The sequence below is a fragment of the Mycobacterium uberis genome, from assembly GCF_003408705.1.
GTDB classification, from domain to species: domain Bacteria; phylum Actinomycetota; class Actinomycetes; order Mycobacteriales; family Mycobacteriaceae; genus Mycobacterium; species Mycobacterium uberis.
Genome location: NZ_QAYL01000022.1, coordinates 12,376 through 25,851, shown reverse-complemented (window position 1 = coordinate 25,851; position 13,476 = coordinate 12,376). Strand labels below are relative to the sequence as shown.

8 protein-coding genes, 2 tRNA genes and 4 pseudogenes are annotated in these 13,476 nt (G+C 58.8%); 11 read left to right on the top strand and 3 right to left on the bottom strand.

All coding sequences use genetic code 11. The annotated features are described in order from the left end of the window. Positions 1-27: 27 nt before the first annotated feature. The 3 genes and pseudogenes from MUBE_RS11580 to MUBE_RS11570 all read left to right on the top strand — a co-directional run bounded on the left by MUBE_RS11580 (position 28) and on the right by MUBE_RS11570 (position 1,913). On the top strand, positions 28-651 hold the full coding sequence (locus MUBE_RS11580) for an Rv2466c family mycothiol-dependent reductase (RefSeq protein WP_116540636.1): 624 nt from the start codon (positions 28-30) through the stop codon (positions 649-651). Between the two features lie 49 nt (positions 652-700). Continuing rightward, on the top strand, positions 701-1,192 hold the full coding sequence (locus MUBE_RS11575; RefSeq protein WP_207801701.1) for a ribose-5-phosphate isomerase: 492 nt from the start codon (positions 701-703) through the stop codon (positions 1,190-1,192). After that, positions 1,188-1,913, top strand: a pseudogene (locus MUBE_RS11570) (Fpg/Nei family DNA glycosylase). The gene MUBE_RS11575 and the pseudogene MUBE_RS11570 overlap by 5 nt, the downstream one beginning before the upstream one ends. 272 nt (positions 1,914-2,185) lie before the next feature. Here the strand turns inward: MUBE_RS11570 and MUBE_RS11565 are convergent. Beyond that, positions 2,186-2,478: pseudogene (locus MUBE_RS11565) on the bottom strand (serine hydrolase domain-containing protein); the annotation flags it as partial. Between the two features lie 64 nt (positions 2,479-2,542). After that, positions 2,543-2,613 (bottom strand) — tRNA-Gly (locus MUBE_RS11560). 133 nt (positions 2,614-2,746) lie between these two features. On the opposite strand from MUBE_RS11560, the gene MUBE_RS11555 reads away from it, so the two are divergent. The 4 genes from MUBE_RS11555 to clpP2 all read left to right on the top strand — a co-directional run bounded on the left by MUBE_RS11555 (position 2,747) and on the right by clpP2 (position 5,608). Beyond that, positions 2,747-2,820, top strand: a tRNA-Pro gene (locus MUBE_RS11555). Between the two features lie 35 nt (positions 2,821-2,855). Further along, positions 2,856-4,214 (top strand): trigger factor, encoded by a 1,359-nt coding sequence (tig, locus tag MUBE_RS11550; protein WP_116540634.1) that lies wholly within the window; start codon positions 2,856-2,858, stop codon positions 4,212-4,214. A gap of 159 nt (positions 4,215-4,373) precedes the next feature. Next, positions 4,374-4,976 (top strand): ATP-dependent CLP protease proteolytic subunit ClpP1, encoded by a 603-nt coding sequence (clpP1, locus tag MUBE_RS11545; RefSeq protein ID WP_116540633.1) that lies wholly within the window; start codon positions 4,374-4,376, stop codon positions 4,974-4,976. After that, positions 4,973-5,608, top strand: a complete 636-nt coding sequence (gene clpP2, locus MUBE_RS11540) for an ATP-dependent CLP protease proteolytic subunit ClpP2 (protein ID WP_116540632.1) — start codon at positions 4,973-4,975, stop codon at positions 5,606-5,608. Before clpP1 ends, clpP2 begins: the two co-directional genes overlap by 4 nt. Here the strand turns inward: clpP2 and MUBE_RS11535 are convergent. Then, a pseudogene (locus tag MUBE_RS11535) lies at positions 5,559-6,421 on the bottom strand (homocysteine S-methyltransferase family protein). The gene clpP2 and the pseudogene MUBE_RS11535 sit on opposite strands and share 50 nt — an antisense overlap. A gap of 287 nt (positions 6,422-6,708) precedes the next feature. Between MUBE_RS11535 and clpX the strand changes: the two are divergent. The 4 genes and pseudogenes from clpX to folC all read left to right on the top strand — a co-directional run bounded on the left by clpX (position 6,709) and on the right by folC (position 13,452). Then, positions 6,709-7,989: an ATP-dependent Clp protease ATP-binding subunit ClpX gene (clpX, locus tag MUBE_RS11530; protein ID WP_116540631.1), complete on the top strand. Its 1,281-nt coding sequence runs from the start codon at positions 6,709-6,711 to the stop codon at positions 7,987-7,989. A 418-nt stretch (positions 7,990-8,407) separates the two neighbouring features. Beyond that, positions 8,408-9,074: pseudogene (locus tag MUBE_RS11525) on the top strand (2-oxoacid:acceptor oxidoreductase family protein); the annotation flags it as partial. 263 nt (positions 9,075-9,337) lie between these two features. Next, on the top strand, positions 9,338-11,998 hold the full coding sequence (locus MUBE_RS11520; protein ID WP_116540630.1) for a valine--tRNA ligase: 2,661 nt from the start codon (positions 9,338-9,340) through the stop codon (positions 11,996-11,998). Then, positions 11,995-13,452 (top strand): bifunctional tetrahydrofolate synthase/dihydrofolate synthase, encoded by a 1,458-nt coding sequence (folC, locus tag MUBE_RS11515; RefSeq protein WP_116540629.1) that lies wholly within the window; start codon positions 11,995-11,997, stop codon positions 13,450-13,452. The genes MUBE_RS11520 and folC overlap by 4 nt, the downstream gene beginning before the upstream one ends. Positions 13,453-13,476: the final 24 nt, after the last annotated feature.

The window sequence follows — 13,476 nt, the reverse complement described above, 5'->3', positions numbered from 1 at the left end:
CTGAATTCTTCGGGAGAGGACTGGGTAATGCCCGAGAAGGCGTCCGTCAAGTCTCAAGCCGATTTCTGGTTCGATCCGCTGTGCCCATGGTGTTGGATCACCTCGCGTTGGATCCTCGAGGTGGCGAAGGTTCGTGATGTCGAGGTGAACTTTCACGTGATGAGCCTCGCTATACTCAACGAAAACCGTGATGACCTACCCAAGAACTATCGTGAAGGCATGGCGAAAGCATGGGGACCGGTGCGGGTGGCGATCGCTGCCGAGCAAGCCCATGGTGCCGGCGTGCTGGATGCTCTGTACACGGCGATGGGCACCCGGATTCACCACGAGGACAACAAAAATCTCGACGAGGTCATCAAGGGATCGCTTGCCGACGCCGGTCTGCCAGCAGAGTTGGCCGCGGCAGCTCAAAGCACTGCCTATGATGACGCGCTGCGTGAGAGCCACCAGACCGGCGTGGATGCGGTCGGCAACGACGTCGGAACACCGACCATCCACGTCAACGGTGTGGCGTTCTTCGGGCCGGTGCTGTCGAAAATCCCACGCGGTGAGGAGGCCGGCAAGCTCTGGGATGCCTCCTTGACTTTTGCGGCCTACCCACATTTTTTTGAGCTAAAACGGACCCGCACCGAGCCACCGCAATTCGACTAAACCAGGCAACTTGGCGAGCGTCGTAACAGCGTTGGGCACAATGTCGGGCATGCGTGTCTACCTAGGTGCCGACCACGCCGGCTACGAGCTCAAGCATCGGATCATCGAGCATCTAAAAAAATCCGGTCATCAGCCGATCGACTGCGGTGCCTTCAACTACGACGCTGAGGATGATTATCCAGCGTTTTGCATCGCGGCCGCGACGCGCACGGTGGCTGATCCGGGCAGCCTTGGCATTGTGCTTGGGGGGTCGGGCAACGGTGAGCAGATCGCGGCTAACAAGGTCGTCAGTGCACGGTGCGCGCTGGCGTGGAGCGTCGAGACCGCGACGTTGGCGCGGAAACACAACAACGCACAGTTGATCGGTATTGGCGGTCGCATGCACACTGTCGCCGAGGTGCTGGCTATTGTCGACGCTTTCGTGACCACGTCGTGGTCGAAAGCACATCGCCACCGACGGCGTATCGACATTCTTACCGAGTACGAACGTACGCATCAAGCGCCGCCGGTTCCTGACGCTCAGGCTGGAGACCAGGATTGAGGTTTACTGGTGCGCAGTAGAGTATGCTTTGCACCGGCTGGCTCGGTGGCATCAGCGCCGATTCGCCGGCGCACTCGTCGCGGTGTCAAGTCCGCAGAGGTGATTCGCTACTATACGGCCGCGGCGCCCAGTCGGGCAGAGCGTGGGTCAACGTCTAGGGCGAGAGTTTGTTTCATCACTACGCCGACGGTCCGATCGTGCATGTGTATCTCGGCCTCTATGGCAGCTTCATCGAATGGGCTTGCCTCGGCAATGTATCGCTTCCGGAACTGGCCGGGCAGGTACGGATGTGGATGGTCGGTGCTGATATGGCGATGCTGACTTGTCGTGGACATGAGCTCGGACTACACGGTCCTGCAGATTGATTAGCGCGTTCTTGATGGAACAGACTGTCATCGCCGAGGTGGGGAGTGCCTACCGCAGCGAGTGGTTGTTCCACCACTGCATCGACTCGTTCCGGGCCGGCCGGGAGGTCAGCCAGACAGGGTTCGATGCAGCGTGGACCACGATCTTCGTGGCACTGATGAAAGTCGGTTTGCGCCGCAGCAAGACCTTGATGGTGCGCCCTGAGCACGATCACGGTCTGCTATCCGGCCTGGCCAAGCTGCACCGTACGTCTATCGGTGCGCCGTCGAGCCCTACAGGGTGTGCGGGGGAGCTATTGCGTACCGTGGTGCTCGGAGGTTGCAATGTATTTTGGTGCTTACAGTGCCAGACCTGAGCATGGCCCTGATGACCGTCTCGGACCTGGTGGACCGGGACCGACCGGGCGGGCTCGGCCGCAGGTAGTTTCGCGTTACCGGGAGTTCGTCGCTGGTGGCCCCAAGCGCGACGTAGGCCTGGCTACTTATAGCCAGGCTGCGTGGGTCCGCATTGGACTTGGTGGCGTCTAAGCAATTTATTACCCACAGTGTAACCGAAGCTGGCCATGTGGTAGCCCTAGGCGGTGCCTGGTTGTCACCACGATTCAGCGGCGGCTCAGTATCATGGGTCCTTGCTCACTTGTCCGAACTCCGGACAGTACCGTTCCACCGGTGCGTGCAGATCCAGCTTGTTGTGGTCGGCGAGCTGGTGTACGCAGGTGCTGGTCAACTCCTTGGTTCCGGAGATCACGACGGATAGCGTGTCTTGCTGCCACGGTCGGATGCCGGCGGCGTCAGCGGGGCTGCCCCAGAGGTTGACGACTAGAGGACCCTGTCGACCCACACCGCTATGGCCGCACCAACTTCGTTAAGCAACGCAAAGTCCTGTTCAAACGCATCTCGTACGCCGACGAAGTCGGACACGTATGAGCCTTCGGGTGACGACGTTGCTCATAGCGCCTTTCCGTTGAGCCAAAAGGTTAACCCGAGCGGGCGACGGGAATCGAACCCGCGTAGCTAGTTTGGAAAACTAGGGCTCTACCATTGAGCTACGCCCGCGTGTATCAGTCGAGCGCGACTGTACGTGGTGGCAGGCGTCAAATCTAATCGAAACTGTTTTGCGATCGCTCCGTTAGGCAGTTAGGTCGCTGCCAAGCCGCTGCAATCGAGTCGTAGGATCGCGTGATCAGCGCGGGGTGTAGCGCAGCTTGGTAGCGCATCCGCTTTGGGAGCGGAAGGTCGCAGGTTCAAATCCTGTCACCCCGACCGACTGCCAGGGACGACCATCGAGGAGCACATCCGTGAAGAGTACTGTCGAGCAGCTGACCCCTACCCGGGTGCGGATCCACGTGGAAATGCCTTTTGCGGAGCTCGAGCCGGATTTCCAGCGGGCCTACAAAGAGCTGGCCAAACACGTGCGGCTGCCCGGTTTCCGGCCCGGGAAGGCGCCCGCGAGGTTGCTGGAAGCCCGTTTCGGTCGGGAAACGTTGCTCGATCAGGTTGTTAACGAAGCCATGCCCAGCCGGTACGGACAGGCACTGGCGGAGTCGGAGGTCCAACCGATCGGTCAGCCTAAAATCGAGGTGACCAAAAAGGAGTACGGCCAGGATCTGGCGTTCACCGTCGAGGTTGAGGTACGCCCCGAGATCGCACTTCCGGATTTCAGCACGCTGAAGGTTACTGTGGATCCGGTCGAGGTCAGCGACGATGATGTTGAAGCTGAGCTGCAGTCGTTGCGTGCCAGGTTCAGCACCCTGATCGGCGTGGACCGGCCGGTGATGCTCGGTGACTTTGTCTCGATCGATTTGTCGGCCACCGTCGATGACGTGAAGGTACCGAACGCCGACGCAGAAGGGTTGTCTTATGAGGTCGGCTCCGGTCAGCTTATTGCAGGTCTCGACGATGCGCTCATCGGATTGTCCGCCGAAGAATCGCGGGTCTTCACCACCCAGTTGGCGACCGGCGAACATGTCGGGCAGGACGCGGAGGTCACGGTCACCGTCAAGTCGGTCAAAGAACGTGAACTACCGAGGCCGGACGATGAGTTCGCGCAACTAGCTAGTGAGTTTGACACCGTGGCGGAGCTACGGGCCAATCTTGGCGATCAGGTCTGCCAAGCCAAACGCGCCCAGCAAGCGGAGAAAATCCGCGACGCGGTTGTGGACGCGTTGCTCGAGCGGGTAGACGTACCATTGCCGGAAGGGATTGTGCAGGATCAGTTCGATAGTGCCTTGCGTACCTCGTTGAGTGGCCTGGGCCACGACGAAGCCAAGTTTGCCGAGGCGCTCGCTAAGCGTGGGTCATCGCGCGAGGAGTTCGAGGCCGAGACCCATAGTGCCGCAGAGAAGGACGTAGCGAGGAAGTTGCTGTTAGATGCCGTGGCTGAGGACCAGAAGATCCAGGTGGGCCAGGATGACCTGACCGAACGTTTGCTCGCCGCGTCTCGCCAACACGGTGTCGACCCACAGCAACTGTTTGGCTTTCTGCGGGAAAACAACCAGTTATCGTCCTTGGTCGCCGACGTGCGGCGTGAGCTGGCGGTCGCAGCGGTGGTCAAGGCGGCGACGGTCACTGATGTTAACGGAAACACGATTGATACTAGTGAATTTTTCGGCAAACACGCCCCAATTGACGAAGTTGATCAGAAGACCGAAGAGTGAGATCCGAACAGTGGTGCCGCCGACAACGAGACGGCGGAATGACTGGGTTATGGCTCTGTGAACGAGCGTGCCCCTTGCTGGGGGTGCGTGATCGCCAAACAGCTGACTCGGTTAGTTAATGTCCGTGCATACAGAATTCCAGAAAGCAGGTATCCCACTGTGGGCTATGTGACTGACGTGCGTTCGAACTCGCAGGGTTTCACCTTAACTGACTCGGTCTATGAGCGCCTGCTCTCCGAGCGCATCATCTTCCTGGGTTCGGAGGTGAACGACGACATCGCCAATCGGCTCTGTGCACAGATACTGCTGCTCGCAGCTGAAGATGCCTCCAAGGACATTTCCCTGTATATCAATTCCCCTGGCGGATCGATCAGCGCCGGGATGGCGATCTACGACACGATGGTGCTGGCGCCGTGTGACATTGCCACCTACGCGATGGGCATGGCCGCGTCGATGGGGGAATTCTTGCTGGCGGCGGGAACTAAGGGCAAGCGCTACGCACTGCCACACGCCCGCATTCTGATGCACCAGCCGCTGGGTGGGGTGACCGGTAGTGCGGCCGACATTGCTATTCAGGCTGAGCAGTTCGCCGTCATCAAAAAGGAGATGTTCCGGCTCAACGCCGAGTTCACCGGCCAGCCGATCGAGCGCATCGAGGCCGATTCCGATCGCGACCGCTGGTTCACCGCCCAGGACGCCCTGGAATATGGTTTCGTCGACCACATCATCACCCGCGCCCACGTCAACGGAGAAGTGCAATGAATCCTCAGATCCAACCTCAGGCGCGGTATATTCTGCCGTCATTCATCGAGCATTCCAGCTTCGGTGTCAAAGAGTCCAACCCGTACAACAAGCTGTTTGAGGAACGTATCATCTTCCTCGGTGTCCAAGTTGATGACGCGTCGGCAAACGACATCATGGCCCAGCTGCTGGTGTTGGAGTCGCTGGATCCCGACCGCGATATCACCATGTACATCAACTCGCCGGGCGGTGGGTTCACGTCGTTGATGGCTATCTACGACACGATGCAGTATGTCCGGGCCGATATTCAGACGGTATGTCTGGGTCAGGCCGCTTCAGCGGCGGCAGTACTGCTGGCTGCCGGAACACCAGGTAAGCGTATGGCGCTGCCCAACGCGCGCGTGCTGATCCACCAGCCGTCGCTCTCCGGTGTGATCCAAGGCCAGTTCTCCGATCTGGAGATCCAGGCTGCCGAGATCGAGCGTATGCGCACCCTAATGGAGACGACGCTGGCTCGCCACACCGGCAAGGACGCTGCCGTGATCCGTAAGGATACCGACAGGGACAAGATCCTGACCGCCGAAGAGGCCAAAGACTACGGGATCATCGACACCGTGCTGGAATACCGGAAGCTCTCGGCGCAGATTGCCTAATGGCTCTCCAGATACTTTCGTAAAGTTTGGCGATATCGACCGACCGCACTCGGCAACATCCGCCGATGATGCCTGTCTCAGCCGCGGCCCACTACGTGGTGGGTTGTGCGGAGAATTTACGCGGCCCTGCTCACGCCGAGCCATTCCAATGCTCACCCCTGTTAGGGTAGGCGATTACTGGCTTACCGATCTTTGTGATGTGGATGACCGCCAGCACATCGTTGGGTGCACAGCAATTGACGCCGATCGCGACAATTTCGGGGATACTGGCGGCCACAGCGAACGTCTCAGCAAGCGGTTGTCCGGCACGGATCCGTGCCCTGTCGATGGTGTAGCTGAACCACGTCGGTACGTCAACTGAGCTGCATCGGGTTAACCAACGTTTCAGTCCCGTCGATGTCGAGGACGATTATCTGTGGCAAGTAAGTTCGGCGCTGGCCTCGGTCATTATCTCCAGCCGTGGGCGACGCTACCGGACCAGAGCTGCGGTGGACATGTCGTAGCGTCCGCTTATCTGCGAGACCATTCATGTCAATCTTGTCACGCGGGCGTTAGCGAATTCGGCGTTGCGGTGCAGTAGCTCGACGGTTTCATCGCGGCTGATTTCACGCGCCGCAAAGCTTTCGAACGATGCCTGGTAGCTGGGGTTGTTGCGATCGTCACGTCGGCACGAAAGTACACGAGGTGCATTGCGGCGATTGCTTGCGGGGCATCCGTCAGCAGCCTCGCCGACTATAACTCGCTTCCGCGTTTTTCGAACTTGGTGGCCATCCTACCGTTGTTGATCAGCACGGATTCGCTGTGAACAGACAGTTTCACCAGGCCACTGTAAGGTGATTCTTGAGGACTTGGCAGCTCTTAGGGGCCTCGGTCACGTAACGACCGCGACACGCTAGAGACACGGGTTATATGTTTCGGCGAATGGCGGGTGAAGTTGGGCTATATGTTTCATGGCGGATGGACAGGCATGAACGTCCTCGAATATCACTGACACGATTCGGCGCTATATGGTCGCGTCTGGCCCAAACTAGCGGGTAGCGTTGAGGAATACACGCGGCATAGCAAGACGAACGGCGAACAGGAAGTAGGCCCTCAGCATCATGGCGCGCATTGGAGAAGGCGGTGACTTGCTGAAATGCTCGTTCTGCGGGAAGAGCCAGAAGCAGGTCAAGAAACTTATTGCGGGGCCTGGGGTGTACATCTGTGATGAATGTATCGACCTGTGTAACGAGATCATCGAAGAAGAGCTTGCTGACGCCGACGATGTGAAGCTCGACGAATTACCTAAGCCCGTTGAGATTCGAGAGTTCCTTGAGGGTTACGTCATCGGGCAGGACACCGCCAAACGGACGCTGGCTGTCGCGGTCTACAATCACTACAAGCGGATCCAGGCCGGCGAGAAGGGGCGTGATCCGAGGTGCGAACCGGTAGAGCTGACTAAGTCCAATATCTTGATGTTGGGACCTACCGGATGCGGCAAGACTTACCTGGCCCAGACGCTGGCTAAGATGCTCAATGTTCCGTTCGCCATCGCCGACGCCACCGCACTGACCGAGGCCGGTTACGTCGGTGAGGACGTCGAGAACATCTTGCTCAAGCTGATTCAGGCCGCCGACTATGACGTTAAGCGCGCCGAGACCGGCATCATCTACATCGACGAGGTCGACAAGATCGCCCGTAAGAGCGAGAACCTGTCGATCACCCGTGATGTCTCTGGAGAAGGTGTTCAGCAGGCCCTGCTGAAAATTCTGGAAGGCACCCAGGCGTCGGTTCCTCCGCAGGGTGGCCGCAAGCACCCTCACCAAGAGTTCATTCAGATTGATACTACCAATGTGCTGTTTATAGTCGCCGGTGCCTTCGCCGGGCTGGAGAAGATCATCTATGAGCGGGTCGGCAAACGTGGCTTGGGCTTTGGCGCCGAAGTCCGTTCCAAAGCCGAGATCGACACCACCGATCACTTCGCCGATGTGATGCCTGAAGATCTGATTAAGTTCGGTTTGATCCCTGAGTTCATCGGCCGGCTCCCGATGATCGCCTCGGTCACCAACTTGGACATGGAGTCGTTGGTTAAGATCTTATCGGAGCCGAAGAACGCTTTGGTCAAACAGTATATTCGATTGTTCGAAATGGACGGTGTGGAGCTGGAATTCACCGACGATGCCCTGGAAGCGATCGCCGACCAAGCGATCCACCGTGGCACTGGAGCTCGTGGCTTGCGGGCCATCATGGAAGAAGTCCTGCTGCCTGTGATGTATGATATCCCTAGCCGCGACGACGTCGCTAAAGTGGTGGTGACCAAGGAGACCGTGCAGGACAACGTGTTGCCGACGGTCGTGCCGCGCAAGCCGTCGCGCACCGAGCGTCGCGACAAGAGTGCCTAACTCTTAAGACGATGGAGGCTGGAAAGGTTTGGAGTCGGCACCAGAAAATAAACGTGTTCAACGGGCGGAATTAGTCTGATGGGGGCCTGTGTTTGGCAGACATGATAAATGCTATACTTCTGTACGTTCATCATGGTTAGGCCTCGTTGACATCGGGCTTTTAATGGCTAGCTCGCCGTGTGTCAGGGTTATATGGCGGGCGTAAGTCCCAAGAAGCGATGCCATAACATATGTTGGCGCCGTCAGTGACATAAAGCGTGAGTGTGGGGGAGTCACTCCGACGGCGCCTAATCTGAGGCTATAGCGCGGAGTGCATGTCTGGAGAACAGTATGGAAGGCCGGAAACGTCGATCCGAATGACGGCGGGCCAGAGTGTCATACTAGAGTGGCTGCTCATGTCGGGCCTAACTGATGGTGCCTGGAGCGGGTTGTTATCTGCTTTGTCGAGGGTTCCGACGACGGTATCTAGCTAACCGGTGACCGGATTACTTCGGAGCTGGCGTTTTTCGGTAACGATCTGCTATCCAGCCAAACTATCCCGCCGAGATTCGCGCGACAGCAGGTACCTTGCCCAGTGTCGCTTCGTTCCAGATTCAAATCGACGAATACGCATATCTTGCCCGTCGGCGACTGGCCGGGCGTGCTTGTTGCGGTGCATCCGGCAGTATTGAAGGCCAACATTGGCGATCTGCCGCGTGACGGAATGGTGGTCGTGAACTCTAACGAGTTCACCAAGCGCAACCTAGTGAAGGTGGGCTATGTAATAAACTCGCTGGAGTCGGATGAGCTAGAGGAATACATCGTTCACGCTGTCCCGATGACCACGCTTCCTCATTAGGGCTGTCGAGGTGATCGGCGCGTCCAAGAAAGATGGTCAGCGCGCCAAGAACATGTTTGCATGAGGTTTGTTGTCGTGACTGTATGGGCGGCTGACTCTGGCCAGCGAAACCTTCATCAAGAAGAAGTGGGCCCGCACGCTCGATGTTGTGGAGGCCAACGTCCTCGCCCTGAAGGCGGGCTGGAACTACGGCGAAACCACCAAGGCTTTTGGCACTACGTTCAAGGTAGTATCAGCGGACGCTCCCGGTCGGCGAAGCCGTTCCGGTGCTGAATCCAGACACCCGACCGCCCGGACGTATATCGCCGTGTCCGGTGATTCTCTGTGGACTATTGCGGAGCGTTTCTACGGCGACGGCCGCAAATGCTATGCGATCGTCGACACCGACGATGTTCCCAACCCGGATTCCGTTTACTTCAGGCAGGTTCTCACCATTCCGTGATCGCAGACCGATCACCTGTGAGTTTGGGCGCTTTCACGCAAGCTAATCCGGCTCCCTAGAATTGACCGGTGACTGCCAGCCCTAGGCCCTCCGCTGACCCGTTGCCCAAGTCGTGGGACCCAGGCGCGACGGAGAGCGCAATCTACCAGCAATGGCTGGACTCCGGTTACTTCGCCGCGAGTCCCACCAGCACAAAGCCCGGGTATTCGATTGTGCTTCCGCCGCCGAACGTCACTGGCAGTCTGCACATGGGCCACGCGTTGGAACACACCATGATGGACGCCTTGACCCGCCGCAAGCGCATGCAGGGATACGAGGTGCTGTGGCAGCCGGGCATGGACCACGCGGGTATCGCGACTCAGAGTGTGGTGGAAAAGCAGCTTGCGGTCGACGGCAAGACTAAAGAGGACTTTGGCCGGGAGCTATTCGTCGACAAGGTGTGGGACTGGAAGCGTGAATCCGGTGGTGCCATCGCCGGCCAGATGCGCCGGCTAGGTGACGGGGTGGACTGGAGTCGTGACCGGTTCACCATGGACGACGGCCTGTCGCGGGCAGTGCGGACAATTTTCAAGCGACTCTACGACGCCGGTCTGATCTACCGAGCAGAGCGGCTGGTAAACTGGTCGCCGGAGCTACAGACAGCGATCTCCGATATCGAAGTCATCTACGACGAGATCGAGGGCGAGCTGGTCTCGTTCCGCTATGGATCACTCGACGACGACGAGCCACATATTATAGTTGCCACCACTCGCGTCGAGACGATGCTTGGTGACACCGCCATCGCCGTTCATCCCGATGACAAGCGCTACCAGCATCTGGTCGGGACGACGCTACCGCACCCGTTCATCGACCGCGAACTCGTGATCGTCGCCGATGAGCATGTGGATCTCAAATTCGGCACCGGCGCGGTCAAAGTTACACCTGCCCATGATCCCAACGACTTCGAAATCGGATTGCGGCACAACTTGCCGATGCCGAACATCATGGACGTCAAGGCCTCGATAGTCGAAACCGGAACTGAATTCGACGGTATGGATCGATTCGAGGCGCGCATCGCGGTGCGCGAAGCACTGGCGGCACAGGGCCGTATCGTCGAGGAAAAAAGACCTTACCTGCACAGTGTAGGGCATTCGGAGCGCAGCGGTGAAGTCGTCGAGCCACGCCTGTCGCTGCAATGGTGGGTCAGAGTGGAAGCGCTAGCTAAGGCCGCTAGTGATGCGGTGCGTAACGGGGACACCGTGATTCACCCCGCCAGCATGGAGTCGCGCTGGTTCGCCTGGGTGGACGGCATGCGAGACTGGTGCATCTCACGACAGCTATGGTGGGGTCATCGTATTCCGATCTGGTACGGGCCCGACGGCGAACAGGTGTGTGTCGGTCCCGACGAGACGCCCCCGGCGGGCTGGGAGCAGGACCCCAACGTGCTGGACACCTGGTTCTCGTCTGGCCTGTGGCCGTTTTCCACGTTGGGCTGGCCGGAAAAGACTCCGGAGTTGGAAAAGTTCTACCCAACAAGTGTTCTCGTCACCGGCTACGACATCCTGTTCTTCTGGGTCGCACGGATGATGATGTTCGGCATCTTCGTCGGTGGGGATGACGCCATCACACTGAACGGTCGTCGTGGACCACAGTTACCGTTCACCGATGTCTTTTTGCACGGGCTGATCCGTGACGAATTCGGCCGTAAGATGAGCAAGTCCAGAGGCAACGTTATCGACCCACTGGACTGGGTGGAGATGTTTGGGGCCGACGCGCTGCGCTTTACGCTGGCACGCGGTTCCAGCCCCGGTGGTGATCTGGCCGTAGGTGTGGATCACATCCGCGCGTCGCGCAACTTCGGCACTAAGCTGTTCAACGCCACCAGATACGCACTGCTTAATGGCGCTGCGGTAGTTCCGTTGCCAGCGCAAGGCGAGCTGACCGACGCTGATCATTGGATTCTCGGACGGCTAGAACAGGTTCGCGCCGAAGTTGATTCAGCCTTCGATTGCTATGAGTTAAGTCATGCCTGTGAAGCACTCTACCACTTTACATGGGACGAATTCTGCGACTGGTATATCGAATTAGCCAAGGCACAGCTTGCTGAAGGTCTCACGCAAACTACAGCAGTGCTGGCCGCGACGCTTGATACGCTGCTGCGGTTGCTGCACCCGGTGATGCCGTTCATTACTGAAACACTCTGGCAAGCACTGACTCAGCGAGAGTCACTGGTGATTGCTGAATGGCCGGTTCCTTCCGATATAGCCTTGGATCCTGTTGCTGCACAGCGTATTAGCGATATGCAGAAGCTGGTGAATGAGATACGCCGATTCCGCAGTAATCAAGGTCTGTCCGATCGACAGAAGGTGCCGGCTCGATTGTTCGGTGTCGAAGACTCCGACCTGGTCACCCAGATAGGCGCCGTGACATCACTGACCTGGCTTACCTTTGCAAGTAACGACTTTCATCCGTCGGCGTCGTTGGAGGTTCGTCTCGGCCCTAACAAAGACCGTGCCGTCGTCGTTGAATTCGACATTTCAGGCACCATCGATGTGGCCGTCGAGCGTCGTCGTATGGAAAAAGACTTGGCCGCAGCACAAAAGGAACTAGCATCGACCTCCGCAAAGTTGGCCAATGCGGACTTTCTAGCCAGAGCCCCGGAGGCAGTCGTTGTCAAGATCCGCGATCGCCAGCGGGTAGCCCAGGCAGAAGCCGATCGTATCACCGCCAGGCTGGCCGGGCTGCAATGACCGCGGAGCCGCCCAACTGGGGATCCGGGCATCGTGGAACCAACGCCGAGGCTCCCACACCGGACGAGATCGCTGCCCTGTTGCAGGTCGAGCAACTGCTGGACCAGCGTTGGCCGGAAACCCACATCGAACCGAGCCTGACCCGGATCAGCGCGTTAATGGACGTGCTCGGCTCACCGCAACTCGGTTACCCGTCGATACATATCGCCGGTACCAACGGGAAGACCTCGGTAACGAGGATGATCGATGCACTGCTGACTGCGCTGCACCAGCGCACTGGCCGATTTACCAGCCCGCATTTGCAGTCGGTAGTTGAACGTATCGCGATCGATTCACAACCAATCAGTCCAGCACAGTATGTAGCTGCATACCGTGAGATAGAACCTTTCGTGCAGATGATTGATGCGCAGTCACGGTCCGCCGGGGGGCCGGCTTTGAGCAAGTTCGAGGTTATCACCGCGATGGCGTTCGCCATGTTCGCGGATGCGCCCGTCGACATCGCAGTGGTCGAGGTGGGCCTCGGCGGGCGGTGGGATGCGACCAACGTGATTAATACACCGGTCGCAGTGATCACCCCGGTCAGTATCGACCACGTCGAGTATCTCGGCAACGACGTCGCAGCGATCGCTCGCGAGAAAGCTGGCATCATCACGAAAGCCTCCGAGGGCGCGCCGGACACCGTCGCGGTCATTGGCCGTCAGTTACCAGCGGCAATGGAGGTGTTGCTGACCCAATCGACACACGCCCACGCACAAGTCGTCCGGCAGGACTTGGAGTTCGCAGTCTTGGATCGCCGGGTTGCCATCGGTGGTCAGGTGCTGCAGTTGCAGGGTCTTGGCGGGGTTTATGATCATATCTATTTGCCGTTGCATGGCGAACACCAGGCACACAACGCGGTCTTGGCTCTTGCAGCGGTGGAGGCATTTTTTGGCGTAGGGGCACAGTGTCAGCTTGATGTCGAGGCGGTGCGGGCCGGTTTCGCCGCTGTAATCAGCCCTGGCCGATTGGAGCGCATGCACAGCGCTCCTACGGTATTCATCGACGCCGCACACAATCCCGTTGGCATGGGCGCGTTGACGCGCACGCTGGCTGACGAATTCGACTTCCGAACCTTGGTCGGTGTGCTCAGCGTTTTGGCCGACAAGGACCTCGATGGCATCCTGGCCGCGCTGGAGCCGGTACTGGATTCCGTCGTCGTGACAGACAACGGCTCGCCGCGGGCGCGGGATATTGAGTCGTTGGCGATGGCGGCGCGGGAGTGGTTCGGCTCTGATCGGGTGATCAGTGCAGCGAATCTGCGCGACGCCATCGATGCAGCGACTGTGCTGGTTAACGATGCCGTTGCCGGTGAGGGAACCGTGGGGCTCGGAGTCTCCGGTCGTGGGATCGTCATCACTGGCTCGGTGGTCACCGCCGGTGCCGCACGGACCTTGTTTGGGCGTGGCCCGCAATGACTGACAGCCTCGGCGAGCAAGGCC